16 protein-coding genes are annotated in these 15,954 nt (G+C 64.0%); 4 read left to right on the top strand and 12 right to left on the bottom strand.

Features of this window, described 5'->3' with window-relative positions; all coding sequences use genetic code 11:
• Window positions 1-119 precede the first annotated feature (119 nt).
• The 8 genes from WBF69_RS02305 to WBF69_RS02270 form a co-directional block, all read right to left on the bottom strand.
• A complete protein-coding gene (locus WBF69_RS02305) occupies window positions 120-1,406 on the bottom strand; it encodes a GDSL-type esterase/lipase family protein (RefSeq protein WP_424260795.1) in 1,287 nt (428 codons plus the stop codon).
• On the bottom strand, window positions 1,403-2,764 hold the full coding sequence (locus WBF69_RS02300) for a DUF459 domain-containing protein (RefSeq protein ID WP_424260793.1): 1,362 nt from the start codon (window positions 2,762-2,764) through the stop codon (window positions 1,403-1,405). Before WBF69_RS02300 ends, WBF69_RS02305 begins: the two co-directional genes overlap by 4 nt.
• Window positions 2,751-4,151: an MBOAT family O-acyltransferase gene (locus tag WBF69_RS02295; protein WP_424260791.1), complete on the bottom strand. Its 1,401-nt coding sequence runs from the start codon at window positions 4,149-4,151 to the stop codon at window positions 2,751-2,753. The genes WBF69_RS02300 and WBF69_RS02295 overlap by 14 nt, the downstream gene beginning before the upstream one ends.
• 2 nt (window positions 4,152-4,153) lie before the next feature.
• Entirely contained in the window at window positions 4,154-4,837 is a 684-nt protein-coding gene (locus tag WBF69_RS02290; protein WP_424260789.1) for an ABC transporter permease, read from the bottom strand.
• On the bottom strand, window positions 4,834-5,550 hold the full coding sequence (locus tag WBF69_RS02285) for an ABC transporter permease (protein WP_424260787.1): 717 nt from the start codon (window positions 5,548-5,550) through the stop codon (window positions 4,834-4,836). The genes WBF69_RS02290 and WBF69_RS02285 overlap by 4 nt, the downstream gene beginning before the upstream one ends.
• 116 nt (window positions 5,551-5,666) lie before the next feature.
• Complete coding sequence (locus WBF69_RS02280; protein ID WP_424260786.1) at window positions 5,667-6,482, bottom strand: transporter substrate-binding domain-containing protein; 816 nt, start codon at window positions 6,480-6,482, stop codon at window positions 5,667-5,669.
• Between the two features lie 60 nt (window positions 6,483-6,542).
• Entirely contained in the window at window positions 6,543-7,907 is a 1,365-nt protein-coding gene (locus WBF69_RS02275) for a TrkH family potassium uptake protein (protein WP_424260784.1), read from the bottom strand.
• A 9-nt stretch (window positions 7,908-7,916) separates the two neighbouring features.
• Entirely contained in the window at window positions 7,917-8,573 is a 657-nt protein-coding gene (locus tag WBF69_RS02270) for a potassium channel family protein (RefSeq protein WP_424260782.1), read from the bottom strand.
• 143 nt (window positions 8,574-8,716) lie between these two features.
• Here WBF69_RS02270 and WBF69_RS02265 point away from each other — a divergent pair, with 143 nt between their 5' ends.
• Entirely contained in the window at window positions 8,717-9,733 is a 1,017-nt protein-coding gene (locus tag WBF69_RS02265) for an alkene reductase (protein WP_424260780.1), read from the top strand.
• Between the two features lie 11 nt (window positions 9,734-9,744).
• On the opposite strand, the gene WBF69_RS02260 is transcribed toward WBF69_RS02265, so the two are convergent.
• Window positions 9,745-10,206, bottom strand: a complete 462-nt coding sequence (locus tag WBF69_RS02260) for a GatB/YqeY domain-containing protein (protein WP_424260778.1) — start codon at window positions 10,204-10,206, stop codon at window positions 9,745-9,747.
• Between the two features lie 57 nt (window positions 10,207-10,263).
• Window positions 10,264-11,061, bottom strand: a complete 798-nt coding sequence (locus tag WBF69_RS02255; RefSeq protein WP_424260776.1) for an NRDE family protein — start codon at window positions 11,059-11,061, stop codon at window positions 10,264-10,266.
• Between WBF69_RS02255 and WBF69_RS02250 the strand changes: the two genes are divergently transcribed.
• The 3 genes from WBF69_RS02250 to fabB all read left to right on the top strand — a co-directional run bounded on the left by WBF69_RS02250 (window position 11,060) and on the right by fabB (window position 13,353).
• Window positions 11,060-11,503 carry a hypothetical protein gene (locus WBF69_RS02250; RefSeq protein WP_424260774.1) on the top strand — a complete coding sequence of 148 codons (444 nt, stop codon included), beginning with the start codon at window positions 11,060-11,062 and terminating at the stop codon, window positions 11,501-11,503. The genes WBF69_RS02255 and WBF69_RS02250 overlap by 2 nt on opposite strands.
• Window positions 11,504-11,611: 108 nt before the next feature.
• Complete coding sequence (gene fabA / locus WBF69_RS02245; RefSeq protein WP_424260772.1) at window positions 11,612-12,124, top strand: 3-hydroxyacyl-[acyl-carrier-protein] dehydratase FabA; 513 nt, start codon at window positions 11,612-11,614, stop codon at window positions 12,122-12,124.
• 11 nt (window positions 12,125-12,135) lie between these two features.
• Entirely contained in the window at window positions 12,136-13,353 is a 1,218-nt protein-coding gene (fabB, locus tag WBF69_RS02240; RefSeq protein ID WP_424260770.1) for a beta-ketoacyl-ACP synthase I, read from the top strand.
• 91 nt (window positions 13,354-13,444) lie between these two features.
• Here the strand turns inward: fabB and WBF69_RS02235 are convergent, their stop codons facing one another.
• Both WBF69_RS02235 and WBF69_RS02230 read right to left on the bottom strand, forming a co-directional pair.
• Entirely contained in the window at window positions 13,445-14,659 is a 1,215-nt protein-coding gene (locus tag WBF69_RS02235; protein WP_424260768.1) for a CynX/NimT family MFS transporter, read from the bottom strand.
• Window positions 14,656-15,882, bottom strand: coding sequence for an MFS transporter (locus WBF69_RS02230; protein ID WP_424260766.1), 1,227 nt, complete (start codon window positions 15,880-15,882; stop codon window positions 14,656-14,658). Before WBF69_RS02230 ends, WBF69_RS02235 begins: the two co-directional genes overlap by 4 nt.
• Between the last annotated feature and the right edge of the window lie 72 nt (window positions 15,883-15,954).

Genomic DNA, 15,954 nt, shown 5'->3' with positions numbered 1-15,954 from the left:
CTCCTGAAGCTGGGCCGACGATCCGGTTTGGGCATGGGAGGGATCGTCGGCAGGAAAGGGCGCAGACATTGTCCGGCATCCGGGCCAGGTCCGCTGTATGGAAGGGTAACGGCGCGACGTCAGGGAGACGCCGGGTCGCGGCGCAGGAAGCGGCTGAGATCCAGGTACAGGCGTCGAGCGCTTTCCTGGTAGCCCGCCAGGGTGAAGTGCACCAGATCGCGGCCTACCCAGTCGCGCTGCTGCCAGGCCAGCATGGGGCAGTCGTCCCTGCCCATGGCCTGCTGCCAGTCCCAGTACAAGGTGCGTTCGGCTTGGGCGACGTCCAACTGGATACGCTTGACGACATCGTGCCCCGTAGGGCGCCGCGCCGCGCAAGCCAGTGACGGGTCGCTGGAGACGACCATCGCATCGGGAGAGCCGATCAGCAGAATCGCGGCCTGAGGCAAGGCTCTGCGCACCGAGCGGATCCCCTGAGTCAGGCTGTTGCGCATGGCCTCGGGGTTCAGCGTCTCGTCAAAGGCTTCATTAGTGCCGTAGGCCAGGATGATCAGGTCGGCCTGCGTGTCGGCCAGTTGGGACAGCCAGTCTGGCGACCAGCGATCCCAGATCGTCTGGCGGGCGCCATTGCTGCCGATGGGGGACACCAGAGCGCCTTGCGCCCGCTGACGGATCAGCTGGATGCCGCCCAGGGCGACCGCCTGGGTGTGCCGGGCCGTGATGGTGAAGGGCAGACGAACGGGAACGTGGACCGTCTGCCAGCTGCCGGGCGGGTGTGTCGGACCCGACGGTGCTGCCAGCAGCTGTCGCCCGCCGGCGCTGTCCACCGTCAGCGCGTCGGGCGCGGCACCCGTCTGTATGAGAACGCGTGCCAGATAGGGCGCAGCATCGGCTTGCCGGGATTCGACGCGGATGGTGGCGCCCGGTTTGTCCGGCGTGGCGATATAGCCCCCCAGGGGAAAATCGGGGTTTTCGTCGGTGCGGCTGCTGCTCAGGTGCCACTGGCGGGATTGGGTCTTGAGCCGCAGATGGCTCATGCCGCGCACGTTCATCGGCGTGATCCAGCCGATACCGGCATCGCCCAGATCCGCTTGCAGCCGCGTGCGCAGGTCCGCGGTCAGTGTGTCCGAGGCCGTGTGCGAATCCCCCAGCTGGATGACGGTCAGAATGGATGGCTCGGCGCGGGTACGCGCGCGGTGCGCGGCGGCCAGCAGGCGGTAGCGATCCGCCAGGCGTGCCGCGTTGGGGTCGCCGAAATCCTGCAGGCCGGGCGCTCGGACGGCGGCCCGGTCCGTCTGCCCGGCAGCCGACGCGGGAATGGTGTCCGGCGGACGGGTTTGGCAGCTGGCGGTCGTCAGCAGCGTGGCGGCCAGCAGCGGCAGCACTAGCAGGCGCAGGCTGTTTTTCATGGTCTGGTTTGTCCTGTCTGGGCGGCGACCGAGCCGGCGGGCCGGGGCGCTGGGGCCGGCTGCGGTTCGAGCGTCGGCGCATCAATGTGGGCCAGGATCGCCTGGGCGATCAGACGCTGGCCTTTGAGGGTGAAATGCACGCCATCGTCGATTCTGACCTTGGTTTTTTTGTCCTCTACCAGAGCATGGAAGGAAAAATCGGTATCCGGATAGCCTAGCGCCAGGTGGCCAGGAATGAACTGTCCTCCGCCCTGTTCGACCTCGGCCTGATACAAGGTATTCAAATACCGCATGCCTTTGTCGAGCACCTCTCTTTTCATCGGCGGCGCACCCACCCACAACACACGGGCGTGATGTTTTGCGGCGGTGCTCAGCAGCAGGCGGATGCGTTCCCGATAGACGGTTTCCCATTGTTCGGAACGGAATCGCAGATAGGTTTCACCCTTTTTGACCGGAAAATCCCAGGGGTCGTTGGGGCCCAGGAATACCACCATCAGAGCGATATGCGGGTGCTGCTCGAAGGCTTTTTCCACGGTTGCCGGCCAGTTGAAAAAGCCTTGATAGGACAGGCCGGTGCTTTGCTTGCTCAGATCGATGCTGTCGATGCCGTGTTTCTTCAGCAGGGCGCGGCGGACATGGGGGGCGACCCCCTGCATCATGGAATCCCCGACGAAAAAGACTTGATCGCCGGCGGTCAGCGTAATCCGGCCTGCCGCGTCCTGGGGCGGCAGCGGGTCAATGACCGGTTCGGGCGCGGCGACGGCAGTGGCGGGTCTGCTCCGCGATGCAGAGACAGATTGACGGGATGATGCAGAGGCAGCCTTGTTTGGCGCTGCAGAAGTGGCCTTGCTCGAGGATGCAGAAGTGGCCTTGTTCGACGATACCGGAGCAGGCTTGCCCGGCGCTGCCGGGGCGGGTTGGTCCGCGGATGCCGGCTCTGGAAGCACGGGCGGCGGCGCGATCCAGATCTGGTTGAGGGTGGCGATGGCCTTGTCATCGAAGCGGGACAGATCCTGTGCGCGGTCTGCGCGCCAGGTGTCCCACGCGGTTTGCCAGTGACCGCCGATCCGCCACGCCGTCCACCATGCCGCCAGCAGGGCGGTGCGAAGGTCCGCTGCATCCGCAGCGCTGGTATCGGCTGGGGCGAGGGGGCTGTGATATGTCTGCTGCCAGTACAGACGGATGGAATCCTGCATCAACCAGGCCAGCGGCAGGGCGCATAGCAGCAGGACGGCCAGCGCCCGTCCCAGCGGTGCGGGATGCTGCGGATGGGGTTCCGGGGCACTTGCGGCTGCGGGCTCGCCGACGTCGAGGCCGCCAGGTGGCAGAGGGGGGCCAAAGGCCTCAGAAGCCTGCATAGATGAACCCGGGAATGCCGGCAGGAGACAAGAACAACGCCACCCAGGCCAAGGGCGTCAGCAGCAGCGGCTGCAGTCCCCAGGGCAGGCGGCCGATGTGATCGAGCAGCCAGTCGCCGCTCTGCGCGATCAGGGGGTAGCTGCGCAGCGCCAGCCACATCAGCAGCAGGTATAGGGGTGAGTTGAACTGCAAGGGCTGGTCGAACTGCGTGCCCAGCGTCTGCAGGAACAACAGGCTTTGATCCAGGGTCGGGCTGCGAAAGAAGATCCAGGCCAGTGCGATGAACAGAAAGGTCGTCGTATTGGCCAGGACGGGCAGGCGGGCCGCCACCTGGTCCCGCCCCCACAAGCGGTCGCCCAGGTTCAGCAGCACCATGCCCGCCCCATGTACGGCCCCCCAGATCAGGAAATTGCCGCTGGCGCCGTGCCACAGGCCCGAGAGCACCATGGCCACCATCAGATTGATCTGGGTGCGTGTGAAGCCCCGGCGCGATCCGCCCAGGGGGATATAGAGATAGTCGCGGATCCAGGTCGACAGGCTGATGTGCCAGCGTGACCAGAAATGGCGCAGATTGGTCGCCAGATAGGGGGCGCGGAAATTGGGCGGCAGCTGGAACCCCAGCAGCAGCGCCAGTCCTGTGACCAGGTCGGTGTAACCGGAAAAATTCAGGTACAGCTGCCAGGTGTAGGCCAGCAGGCCTAGCAGCGCATCCAGGGCGTGGTATTGCTGCGGGTTGGCGAATACCGGATCGGCCCAGGTGTTGGCCAGCCAGGCGCTCAGCCACACCACTTTCAGGATGGCCAGCACGATCAGCAGCAGGGCTTTGGGGTATTGCGTCAGGCTGCGGGGGGCGGTGGTCTGGATCTGCGGCAGAAAATCCCGCGCCCGATTGATGGGGCCGGCCACGACGCTGGGGAAGAACCCCAGGAACAAGGCCAGATCGGCCAGGGGGACGGCGGGGATTTCCTTGCGCCAGACGGACACCAGATAGCTGACTGAATGAAAGGTATAAAAAGAAATGCCCAATGGCGCCATGATCTGGATGGCGGGTACCCAGGCCGTCAGGCCCCAGGCGGTCAGCACCGCATTGATGGCGTCGCGGAAGAAATCAAAGTATTTGAAAATGGCCAGATTCAGGACGGCCAGGGCCAGGGAAACGATCAGGCCGATGCGGCCCGGCCTGCTTTGGATCAGCCAGGCGCAGGCATGGATGCCCAGCGTGTAGAGTCCCAGGATCAAGGCGAACCAGGGGTGCAGATTGGCGAGAAAAAAGTATCCGGCAGCCAGCGTCAGCAGATTCTGTATGTCCGGGAATCGTCGGCAGGCCCAGTAGGGGATCAGAAACAGCGCAAAGGCCCCTGCGAATTCCAGAGACAGGAAGCCCATGCTCAGCGCTCCGCCTGGATGCCCAGACTACGCTCGACCAGCCATGCGCAGCCCAGCAGGGTGATGTTGATGGCCAGGTACAGCAGGCCTGCGATGATGAAAGTCTCGACGATCAGGTAGCTCTGGCTCATCAGGCGGCGGGCGAAGCCGGTGAGTTCCATGACGGCAATGGTCGAGGCCAGGCTGGTGCCTTTGATGGCCAGGACCAGTTCGTTGCTGTAGGCGGGAAAGGCCTGGCGGATGGCCAGCGGAAAACGGATCCGCCGGAGCACCTGCAGGCGATTCATGCCACAGGACAGCGCCGCGTCGATCTGCCCGGTCGGCACGGATTGCAGGCCGCCCCGGATGGCTTCGCTCATGTAGGCGCCGCTGTTCAGGCTGATGGCCAGGATGGCGCAGCGGGCGCCGTCGGAAAACAACCACCACAGCAGCGGCTGGTCGCGCACGAAGCTCAGGGTGCCGATGCCGTAATACAGCAGGAACAGTTGAATCAGCAAGGGGGTGCCGCGGAACACCGTGCTGTAGACAAAGGACAGGCCCGCAACGAGGCGATTGTCCGAGGTGCGCATCAAGGCGGCGGCCAGTCCTAGCAGCGAGGCGCACAGAATCGAGAACAGGCCGATGCGCAGCGTGATCCAGAAACCCTCGACCAGTACCGGGACGGCTTTGCCAAAGAGTTCGATCATGACGCCGACCCCTGCATGCCGCGCCCGAAATGGCGTTCAGCCCAGACGAACAGCGCCTGGCTGCAGGCGCCGATCAGAAAGTACAGGATGCCGGCCAGCAAATAGAGCGTCAGCGGCGCTCGGGTGGCAGCCGCTCCCAGCACGGCGGCGCGCATCAGTTCCACCAGGCCGACCAGGGAAATCAGGGCGGTGTCCTTCAATGCGTTTTGCCAGACGTTGTTGGCGCCCGGCAAGGCGTACCAGAACAGTTGCGGCAGGGTGATGCGGCGCAGTATCTGGTGGCGGCGCATACCGGTGGATCGGGCGGCTTCGATCTGGCCCGGATTGATGGCTTTGAACGCGCCGCGAAAGACCTCGACGCTGTACGAGCCGGAAATCAGGCCGATGGCGAGAATGCCCACCAGCATCGGGAAGACTTTGCTCATCAGGTCGTCCCATTCCAACCAATCCGCCAGATTGGCCGCCGATTGCACCGTGCCAAAGAACAGCAGGTAGATGATGAGCAGTTCGGGGACGCTGCGCACCAGCAGCGTATAGAGGCTGATCAGGCCTCGGGTCAGCCAGCCGCCATTCGATTTCAGGGCAGCGCCGGCGATGCCGATGCACATGCCCAGGGCGATGCCGCACAGACTGATGAACACTGTCATGCCGGCACCGCGCAGCAGCAGGGTGCCCCAGCCAGCGCTCAGGATGTCGTACAGGGAAGCGTTCATCGAATCAGCGGCGCGGGAACGCCGCGTCGGAGGGTAGCAGGTTGGCAGTCAGGACAGCCTTGGCTGCTGTCTGACATACGCCAGAGGGCGGCCAAGGCTGCTGAAAGAACCGGATTTTACTTGCAGGCGGCGTAGTTGGACAGGTCCACGCCAAACCATTTCTGGCTGGAGGTCTTGATGGAGCCGTCCTGGATCAGTTCACACAGCGCCTTGTCGACCTTGGCCTTGAGTTCGGTGTTTTTCTGGTTGATGCCGGCGCCGATGCCCAGGCCGAGGATTTCGGGGTCGGCGCTGCTCTTCACGACGTAGTCGGCCAGGGCGAATTTGCCCTTGCCCGTCGTATCCAGGAACTGGCTTTGCGGCGTGACTTCAGAGAACGTGGCGTCCAGGCGGCCGGCGGACAGATCCATCTGCATCTGGTCCTGGGTTTCGTAGCTCTTGAGCTTCATGTCCGGCGCATATTTCTGCAGGAAAGCACCCTGGGTGGTGCCGCTTTGCACGCCGACGGTTTTGCCCGCCAGGCCTTGCAGCAGGGCTTTCTGGTCCGCGGCTTTCAGCAGCGAGCTGCCTGCGGGCAACACGAAGGCGGAGTCTTCGGTGGCGTAGGGGATGCTGAAGGAGATCACCTTGGCGCGTTCCGCCGTGACGGACATGCCGGAGATCACCAGATCGAAGCGGTCTGCTTCGAGCGCCGGGATCAGGCTGTCGAAGGCCTGCACCACGAAACGGCATTTCATGTCGAGTTTCTGGCACAGGGCGGCGCCGACGTCGGCATCGAAACCGGTGACCTTGCCTTGGGCGTCGACCATGCTCCAGGGCGGATAGCCGCCCTCGGTGCCGATCTTCAGGGTGGCCGCCGAAGCGGCAGTGGCCAGGCCCGCGAGGCCCAGTGCGGCGCACAGCACCGCCTGTCGTGCAATGGTTGTCACCATGGATGATCCTTTGAGTGTGAGGGTCGGGAAAGAGCTAATAGTAGTACATCGATGCCGGCCTCAGCCAATCTGCATGGACGCTTCCGGATAGCGGACGCGGCTGTAGCGCTGAGTGCCCAGGCTGTAGACCAGAGTCAGGGGGCCCAGGCGACCGATGAACATCAGCAGCATCAGCACGATCTGGCTGGGCAGGCTCAATGAGCGCGTCAGATCGGGGCTGAGGCCGGTGGTGCTGAAGGCCGCCATGACTTCCATGGCGATGGCGATGAAGGGTTGGGATTCGAACAGGCTGACGAGAAAGATGCCGATGCACACCAAAAGGCCCGACACCATCAACAGCGCCAGGGCTTTGTGAATGGTTTCCGGCGTAATCGTGCGGTGCATCAGCACGACTTCCTTGCGCTGCAGGACATAGGTGCGGACCACCGCCAGCAAGATGATGAAGGTGCCCAGCTTGATCCCGCTGGCGGTGGACAGAGACCCGCCGCCGATGAACATCAGCGCCATCAGCAGCAGGCGCGAGCTGTCGCGCAGCTGATCCACGTCCATGCTGGAGAACCCCGCCGTGCGCGCGCCGACCACCTGGGTCCAGGCAGCCAGGCCCTGGCTGGGCAGGGGCAGGGGCGCCAAGGTGGCCGCATTCTGGGATTCGATCAGCCAGAAGATCGCCAGGGCGACCAGATTCAGGATCAGCGTGCCGATCAGCATCAGGCGGGTGTAATACGCCAGGGTCTGCCAGGCCCGTTTTTGGTAGATGTCCGCCAGGACGCTGAAGCCCAGGCCACCCAGGATGATGCAGCCGGTGATGACGAAGGTCGTGACCGGGTCCCCGGCGAAACCCGCCAGACTGTCGGGAAACAGACTGATGCCGGCATTGTTGAATGCCGAGATGGCATGAAAGCCCGCCATCAGAAAGGCGTGTTCCAGCGTATTGGTGCGCCACCACCAGAGCGTCAGGATGAGGATGGCCGCGCCTTCGATCGCCAGGGAAAACTTCAGGACGGTCAGCGCGGTTTGGCGGATGCGCGCCACGCTGGTCTGATTGAAGGCTTCCAGGGCCAGCGCCTGGTACTTCAGGCTGACGCGTTTACCCAGCGTCAGCGAGGCGATGATGGCGAAGGTGACGAAACCGATGCCGCCCACCTGCACCAGCCCCAATACGACCGCCTGCCCCAGGTGACTGAGATCCCGGGCGGGATCGATGACCATCAGGCCGGTGACGGTCACCGACGAGGTCGCGGTGAACAACGCTTCGAATATGCTGAGGGGCCGTTGCTGCGCCGCCGGCAGCAACAGCAGCGCGGTGCCCAGCAGGATCAGGAACAGAAAGCTGCCGGCCAGGACGGCGGGCGGGCTGGCCTGCAGCTGTCCCGTATGCCGGGCATGACGGTAGGCGCGCAGGGGATGGACGGTCAGTCTGGCCATGAGGCGGCTTCAGCTCAGTTTCGGGGCGGCGCGCTTCAGTTGCTGCAGGGGGCCGAACAAGATCAGGGTGTCTTTGGCCTGCAGGACGAATTGTTCAGGGGGGCGCGGGGTGGCTGTGCCCTTGCGCTTGACCAGCAGTGCCTGGATCAGCCCCCGGGGTTCCGTGGTCAAGGCGTCGCCCAGTGTGCGTCCGGCCAGTTGTTCGCTGGCCTCGATCTCGACGACGAAGTCGCCGTTGCCCAGGGCGATGTAATCGTTGACCATCGGGTAGCTCAGCACCTGGGCGATGCGGATGCCCATTTCTTCTTCGGGGTGGATGACGCGGTTGACGCCCAGCTTGGTCAGGATCAGGTGATGGGCGCGGGACGAGGCCTTGACCCATAATTCTTTGACCCCCAAGGACTTCAAGTGCACCGTGCAGACCAGGCTGGATTGCAGGTCTTCGCCGATCGCCACCAGGACGACATCGTATTCCTGCAATCCCAGTTCGGTCAGGGCATTGCGGTCGGTCACATCGGCGATCGCAGCGCGCGTCAGCTGGTCGGCGTGCTGGTCGATCACACGGTTGTCCGCATCCACGCCCAGCACGGAATGGCCCAGGCGCATCAGTTCCAGCGAAGTGGCGGAGCCAAAGCGCCCCAATCCGATGACGGCAAACTGTCCCATAGGTTTCGACGGCCTCTCCAATAGTCAAATGGTGAAAAATCTGGTAAAAACCCTGATGGTTTTTTAAAGATTTTTGATGTCTGGATTGTGCGTTGCAGCAAACTGTGTCGCAGTTCCGGGGTTCCTTGTTTTGATCGCATGATATGACAAGTTTGCTTGATCCGCTGCTGCTGGGCGATGTGTGGTTGCGCAACCGCATCATCATGGCGCCATCCGCAGGCATCCGGCCCGCCCAGGGGCGTGTGCCCAGTGACGCCTTGCGCACATATTACGCGCAGCGAGCGGCGGCGGGGCTGATCGTGACCGAAGCGGCATCGGTGTCGCCTCTGGGGCTGGGTTATCCGAACATGCCCGGCATCTGGAATTCCGACCAGGTTCAGGGCTGGCGTCGCGTCACCGAAGCCGTCCACGAGCGCGGCGGGCGCATTTTCCTGCGTCTGTGGCATGCCGGTCGGGTATCGGACCCCGAATTCCTGTCGGGAGAAATGCCGGTGGCCCCCAGCGCCATTCCGTGTCGGGAAACCGGCGTCTGCAGCTCGGTCGATGCTGCCGGATATGTAGTGCCACGCAGCCTGCATCCGGATGAAATCCGTCGCATCGTGGCGGATTTCGATCAGGCGGCGCGCTATGCGCGGCAGGCGGAATTCGACGGGGTGGAAATCCATGCCGGCGACGGCTACTTGATCGATCAGTTCCTGCATGATGGCTCGAACCGGCGTCAGGACGAATACGGCGGGTCGATCGGCAATCGCAGCCGCTTCCTGATGGACGTCATCGACGCCTGCATCGGTGTCTGGAGCGCCGGGCGCATTGGCGTGCATCTGTCGCCCAGAGGCGATCGGCATGATATGCGGGATTCCGACCCGGTGGCGTTGTACCGCCATGTGGCGAGCGAACTGTGCAAGCGGCGACTGGCCTTCATCTGCGTGCGGGAATATCCCGGTGCCGATGCCTTGACGCCGGTGATCCGCCAGGCCTTTGGCGGGGCGCTGATCCTGAACGAGGGCTACGACCTGGAGTTGGCGCAACAGGCGGTCGAAACCCGCGAGGGCGACGCCGTGGCCTTTGGTCGGGCTTTTGTGTCGAATCCCGACCTGGTCCAGCGCCTGGCGGACGGCGTCGCGCTGCGGCCCTGTGCCGAAGCGGCATCCGTCGCCTAGTGTGCTGAAATTTATGCTGCCAGGCGGGTCTTGACCTGCGCCGACACGGCTGCCATATCGGCGCGTCCGGCCAGCGCGGTTTTCAGTTGGCCCATGATGGCGCCCATGGCGGCTCCGCCTTGCAGGCCCTTGGCTTGCACTTGCGCCACTGCGGCGTCGATGGCGGCAGCGATCTCTTCCGGGGTGGCCCCCTGGGGCAGAAACTCCTTCAGGATGTCCAGTTCGGCGCGTTCCTGATTGGCGCTGTCGGTACGTCCGGCAGAATCAAAGGCAGCGATGGACTCACGGCGCTGCTTGGCCTGCTTTTCGATGATGGCGATGATCATGGCGTCGTCAAGCTCGATGCGCTCGTCCACCATTTTCTGTTTCATGGCCGCCTGCAAGAGACGCAGCGTTCCCAGGCGCACACTGTCGTGTGCTCGCATGGCGGATTTGATGGCGTCCGAAATCTGACTGGCAAGGCCGGTGCTCATGAGTAGTGTCCTGTAGGGGTGTAAAGCGGTATTTTAGCGTTTGCGATCCGGCTGAAATCAGGCCTGTGCCGTCAGATGCGGGTAATGGGCAGTCAGGCGCCAGTCGTGCCGTTCGGTCGGCTGGCCGGCAGCATCGAAGTTCTGTTCGCTAAACAGCGTGGCGCCGTCTGCACGGATGGCGATCAGGGTCGAGCAGCGCGTGCCATAGTCGGGGCTGATGATGAAGGGGCTGCTCAACAGTTGTTCTTGATCCGCCGCCAGTCCCGTGGCCGGCAGATCGGCCCCCTGAGCCTGGGTGGTATCGCGCAGCAAGGCGAACACGGCATCGGGCGCCTGGGCCCAGCGATCGGCGGGCAGGGCATCCAATGCTGCGCGCAGGCGTTTGGCCTTGGGCCAGGGGGTATCCAGCAGATGGTTGGACAGCACGTAGCGCCCCCGCGCCAAAAGACGGGCGGTGCCGGCAGGGTCCCGGTTGCCCAGATACCAGACCTGGCGCGCATCGCCCACAATCAGATTGAAGCCAGCACAATCCTGCGCCCGCAGGGCCGAGGCCCGACTATAATCGGCAGCGCTGGTCTGGCCCAGCAGGTAGTCGCGCACCAGCACACCGCGCGACGGCGCGCCAGGCGGCGTCGGCAAGCCGGGTTCGCGATAATTGGTCAGCAGGGCAAAGCGTCCATCCGCCGCCCATCCCAGCCAGGTTCCCCCGGCGCTCAGGTCCTGGCCGGCGATGACATCAGGGCGGGCAGGCCAAGGACCCGCCGCCCGCGTGGGGCGGGCGTGAAATTCATCCCGATTGGCGGCGATCAGGACAGGCCATTGCGGATGGCCCAGCGATAAATAGGCGATGCACATGAGGCACAATATACTCGTTCGGCTGCTGGTTCTGGCAGGAGCGACGGTCTGGTCTGGTCTGGCGGCATCAGCGTCTGCAGAGCAGGCCTGGACCAGGGATCAGGTCAGCCACGGCCTGCAATCTGTGGATCGAGCCGTGACGGTGGTTTTTCAGCCTGGAAAAACGGATGCGCCGATTCCTTCCGGGGCGCGCATCACCCGTGTCTATGCCTCGCGCGACTATGCGGGGTCCGCCCAGGTTGCTACCGACTTGTGCTGGGATTCGGGGCAGGGGCCTTGCGTTTCCCTGCAGGGCAGGCATCTGACGACGCGCGCCTTCGAGGGGCGCTCGGCCCAGGCGCCCATGCTGCTCAGGCACCGCGTGCTGCGCTGGGGCAATGACAGCCCGCCCTTGTTCGTGCGCGGGACGGTGACCGTCTGGTATGTCCTGGATCCGCCTTGATCGGGTGTCGGGAAGCCTCGGGTTATACTGCTAGGCTTATTTACTTTGTAGGCTTGCGTCCGACCAATGGGCGCAGTCGCTGGCACACCGGTTTTGACACGGGGCATCATGGAAAAAAACAGCTACAGCTACGACGAATTGTTGGCGTGCGGACGCGGAGAACTCTTTGGTCCGGGCAACGCCCAATTGCCGTTGCCACCCATGTTGATGTGTGATCGCATCGTGCATATCGATGACCAGGGCGGTTCGCATGGCAAGGGCGAAATCATCGCCGAACTCGATATTCGCCCCGATCTCTGGTTTTTTGGCTGCCATTTCCAGGGCGATCCGGTGATGCCGGGCTGCCTGGGCCTGGACGCCATGTGGCAGCTGGTCGGGTTCTTCCTGGGCTGTTGCGGCGGCCAGGGGCGCGGTCGCGCCCTGGGTGTGGGCGAGGTCAAATTCACCGGCCAGGTCCTGCCGACGGCGCAGAAAGTGCGCTATCACATCGATATGAAGCGTGTCATGATGCGCAAGCTCGTCATGGGGATTGCGGACGCGCGCATGGAAGTCGACGGCCACGAAATCTACGTGGCTCATGATCTGCGGGTGGGGCTTTTCACCCGCACGGACAATTTCTAGGAGGCCCGATTATGCGTCGTGTGGTTATCACCGGCATGGGCATCGTATCCAGCCTGGGCAACAATCAGTCCGAAGTCCTCGACAGCCTGCGCACAGGCCGTTCCGGCATCACCTATCAATCCGAATACGCCAAGCAGGGACTGCGTTCCCATGTGGCGGGTTCCGTCCATTTGGATGCGCTCGAGAAGATCGACCGCAAGCTCAGCCGCTTCATGGCCGATGGCCATGCCTATGCCTGGCTGGCCATGCAGGAAGCCATCCAGGACGCCGGCCTCACGCCGGAACTGGTGTCCAATCCTCGTACCGGCCTGATCGTCGGTGCGGGTGGCGCCTCGCATTCCGCCATCAATGACGGCATCCAGGTCCTGCACGACAAGGGCGTGCGCCGCGTCGGCCCTTATATGGTCACCAAGGCCATGGCCAGCGGCGTGTCTGCCTGCCTGGCGACCGGCGCCCAGATCAAGGGCGTGAACTACTCCATCAGCTCGGCCTGCTCCACCAGCGCGCATTGCATCGGCAATGCCGTGGAACAGATTCAGTTGGGTAAACAGGACATCGTCTTTGCCGGCGGCGCCGAAGAAGAACACTGGTCCTTGTCGTTCATGTTCGATGCGATGGGGGCTTTGTCCACGCGCTACAACGACACGCCGGACCGCGCTTCGCGCACCTATGACGCGGATCGGGACGGTTTTGTGATTTCCGGCGGCGGTGGCATCGTTGTCGTCGAGGAATACGAACACGCCAAGGCCCGGGGCGCCAACATCCTGGCTGAAATCGTCGGCTATGGGGCGACGTCCGATGGCTACGACATGGTTGCACCGTCCGGCGAAGGCGCCGAACGTTGCATGCGCCAGGCCCTGGCCGGTTTCCAGGGCAAGGTCGATTACATCAACACCCACGGCACCAGCACGCCGGTGGGCGATGTCAAAGAACTGGAAGCCATCCGTGCGGTGTTCGGTGCCGACCAACCCTGGATCGCATCGACCAAGTCCTTGTCCGGTCATGCCCTGGGGGCGGCCGGCGTGAACGAGGCGGTCTACACCTTGTTGATGATGAAGCATGGCTTCGTGGCGGCATCCGCCAACATCGACACGCTGGACCCGGCAGCCGAAGGCATGAACATCCTGCGCGAAACCCTGTCCAACACCAACATCCAGACGGCCTTGTCCAATAGCTTCGGCTTTGGCGGCACCAATGCGACGCTGGTGTTTTCGCGCGCGGATCTGTAACGCCGTGCGTATTCCGGGCTAGCCCGGAAAAGCAAAAAGGCCTGCGATATATATCGCAGGCCTTTTTGCTTTCACATGGGCGTCCAGTCGTTTAGGCGCCGCTGCTGTCCGTGACCGTGTGCGCCTGCACCAGGGCATTGCGCCCGGCATACCATCCGGCCAGGGCGGTCGCCAGCCCCAGGAAGCCGATCAGCCCGGTGGCGGCCCGAAAGCTGCCGGTCCAGGCATACAGGATGCCGATCAAGAGCGGCCCGCTGGCGGCCAGCATATAACCCGTCGTCTGCGCCATGCTGGACAGGTGCGCTGCCACGTGCGCATCGCGGGAACGCAACACGATCAGCATCAGCGCCAGAGCGAACAGGCCGCCCTGGCCCAGACCCTGCACGATGGCCAGCGGCCAGATCGCCCAGGACGGTCCCAGCACCATGCCAATCAGTGCCAGTGTGGCTGTGACGGCCAGCCAGACGGCCAGACTGCGCTGGTCACGCCCCCGCGCAGCCAGTAGCGGCGTCAGCAGGCAGGACACGACCTGCAGCAGAATGGAGGCAGAGGTGATCAGGCCGGATTCGGTGCCGCTCAGGCCCCGATCGCGCAGCATGGGCGCCATCCAGCCCAGCACACAGTAGGCCAGCGCCGATTGCAGGCCCATGAATAGCGTGACCGCCCAGGCCAGACGGTCACGGCGCAACCCCCGGACTGGAAGGATGTGGGGGCCGCTGGATTGGCGGGCGCCGGCCTTCCATGCAACGGGCGCCCAGGCAAGCAGCGCCAGCAAAGCCGGGATCGACCAGATCGCCAGCCCCCAGGTCCATTGCCCCTGCAGAGCGTCGGTCAAGGGCAGGGTAGTGGCAGCCGCCAGGGCGGCCCCGCCGACCAGGCTCATGGTGTAGAGCCCCGTCATCAGCGCCGCCCGGTCAGAGAAATCCCGCTTGACCACGCTGGGCAAGAGCACATTGCCCAGGGCGATGCCTGCCCCGCCCAGCGCGGTGCCCAGGAACAGGCCGGTGGCATCCAGCACGCCGCGCAGCGCGGTGCCGATCAGAATCAACACCAGGACCAGCAGCAGCGTGCGTTCCACCCCGATGTGTCGGGCGCAGCGCGGCGCCAGCGGGGCGAAGATCCCCATGCACAGGACCGGCAGAGTGGTCAGATAGCCGACGGCGGCTGGCGTCAGCCCCAGGCCCTGGCTGATGTCCGGCAGCAACACCGCGGTGCTGGGGAATAACGGTCGCAGATTGGCAGCCAGCAGGAGCAGACTGGCCGCCATCAGCCAGCGTCCAGGCGCGGCGGATTTATCGACGTTCATGCAGGGCGGCGCCGCATGTCGGGCAGGAAAAAGGCGGCGATGCCGAGCAGGGGCAGAAAGGCGCACAAATGGTAGACGAAGGCGATGCTGGTGGCATCCGCCAGGCTGCCCAGGAGCGCTGCACCGATGCCGGCCATGCCGAAGGCCAGCCCGAAGAACAGACCGGACACCGTACCGGTTTTACCGGGCATGAGTTCCTGCGCATAGACGATGATCGCGGGGAAGGCAGAGGCGATCATGACGCCGGCGCAAAATACCAGGATCAGCGTCCATTGCAGATCGACGTAAGGCAGCGCCAGGGAAAACGGCGCGGTACCCAGGATCGAGCCCCAGATGACACGCTTTCTACCGATGCGGTCACCCACGGGGCCGCCCACCAGAGTCCCGGTGGCCACACCGGCCAGAAAGACAAACAGGGAATATTGCGCCTGCTGGATGTTCAAACCGAATCGGTCCATCAGGAAAAAGGTGAAGTAGCTGTTGAGGCCTGCCAGATAGAAGTATTTGCTGAAAATCAGCAGCAATAGAATCAACAGCGCCCCCCGGACCTGTCGAGGGGACAGGCCGTTGTCGACCTTGCTCAGGGAACTGCGTCCGCGACTGCTGGACAGGTTGGCGGCATACCAGCGGCTGACGCCCACCAGGATGCAGATTCCGGCCAGTGCCGCCAGCGACACCCAGGCCACGCTGCTCTGGCCGTGCGGCACGATCAGCAAGGCGGCCAGCAGTGGGCCGATGGAAGAGCCGATATTGCCGCCGACCTGGAAGATCGACTGGGCCAGCCCGTGATGACCGGCAGACGCCATGCGGGCTACGCGGGAGGATTCAGGATGGAATACCGAAGAACCCGCGCCCACCAGGGTAGCGGCCAGGACGACCAGCGGGAAGTTCCAGGCCTGCGAGAGCAGCAGCAGACCGCAGCAGGTGAAGCCCATGCCGATAGGCAGGGAATACGGCATCGGGCGGCGATCCGTGAAACGCCCCACCAGCGGCTGCAGCAACGAAGAGGAAAACTGAAAGGCCAGGGTGATGAAGCCGACCTGCGCAAAACTGAGATCGAACCGCCCCTGCAAGACCGGATAAATAGCCAGCAGCACCGACTGCATCATATCGTTGAGCAGGTGGGTCAGGCTGATCGCCCCCAGCACCGGATAGGCGACACCCTGGGCCGGTGGAGAGTCAGGGCGAATCAGGGGCGCTGCGGGCGCAAGCGAGTTTTTCATAAGAGATCCGGGCAGAGGCGCACCTGCCGGATTGTACGCCGGGAAGCCCAGGCCGAGACAGTGGCGTCCGGG

Origin of the sequence: Castellaniella sp., assembly GCF_049673105.1 — a bacterium.
Classification (GTDB): Bacteria; Pseudomonadota; Gammaproteobacteria; order Burkholderiales; family Burkholderiaceae_B; genus Castellaniella.
Note: the sequence above shows the minus strand (reverse complement) of the source record. Positions and strands in the feature narration are given on the sequence as shown.

Excerpts from the sequence above, each read along its gene's own strand:
- WBF69_RS02295 (WP_424260791.1), bottom strand. The coding sequence starts at position 4,151 with ATGGGCTTCCTGTCTCTGGAATTCGCAGGGGCCTTTGCGCTGTTTCTG.
- WBF69_RS02260 (WP_424260778.1), bottom strand. The coding sequence starts at position 10,206 with ATGAGCACCGGCCTTGCCAGTCAGATTTCGGACGCCATCAAATCCGCC.
- WBF69_RS02265 (WP_424260780.1), top strand. The coding sequence starts at position 8,717 with ATGACAAGTTTGCTTGATCCGCTGCTGCTGGGCGATGTGTGGTTGCGC.
- WBF69_RS02255 (WP_424260776.1), bottom strand. The coding sequence starts at position 11,061 with ATGTGCATCGCCTATTTATCGCTGGGCCATCCGCAATGGCCTGTCCTG.
- WBF69_RS02285 (WP_424260787.1), bottom strand. The coding sequence starts at position 5,550 with ATGAACGCTTCCCTGTACGACATCCTGAGCGCTGGCTGGGGCACCCTG.
- WBF69_RS02230 (WP_424260766.1), bottom strand. The coding sequence starts at position 15,882 with ATGAAAAACTCGCTTGCGCCCGCAGCGCCCCTGATTCGCCCTGACTCT.
- WBF69_RS02280 (WP_424260786.1), bottom strand. The coding sequence starts at position 6,482 with ATGGTGACAACCATTGCACGACAGGCGGTGCTGTGCGCCGCACTGGGC.
- WBF69_RS02250 (WP_424260774.1), top strand. The coding sequence starts at position 11,060 with ATGAGGCACAATATACTCGTTCGGCTGCTGGTTCTGGCAGGAGCGACG.
- WBF69_RS02235 (WP_424260768.1), bottom strand. The coding sequence starts at position 14,659 with ATGAACGTCGATAAATCCGCCGCGCCTGGACGCTGGCTGATGGCGGCC.
- WBF69_RS02300 (WP_424260793.1), bottom strand. The coding sequence starts at position 2,764 with ATGCAGGCTTCTGAGGCCTTTGGCCCCCCTCTGCCACCTGGCGGCCTC.
- WBF69_RS02275 (WP_424260784.1), bottom strand. The coding sequence starts at position 7,907 with ATGGCCAGACTGACCGTCCATCCCCTGCGCGCCTACCGTCATGCCCGG.
- fabB (WP_424260770.1), top strand. The coding sequence starts at position 12,136 with ATGCGTCGTGTGGTTATCACCGGCATGGGCATCGTATCCAGCCTGGGC.
- WBF69_RS02270 (WP_424260782.1), bottom strand. The coding sequence starts at position 8,573 with ATGGGACAGTTTGCCGTCATCGGATTGGGGCGCTTTGGCTCCGCCACT.
- WBF69_RS02305 (WP_424260795.1), bottom strand. The coding sequence starts at position 1,406 with ATGAAAAACAGCCTGCGCCTGCTAGTGCTGCCGCTGCTGGCCGCCACG.
- WBF69_RS02290 (WP_424260789.1), bottom strand. The coding sequence starts at position 4,837 with ATGATCGAACTCTTTGGCAAAGCCGTCCCGGTACTGGTCGAGGGTTTC.
- fabA (WP_424260772.1), top strand. The coding sequence starts at position 11,612 with ATGGAAAAAAACAGCTACAGCTACGACGAATTGTTGGCGTGCGGACGC.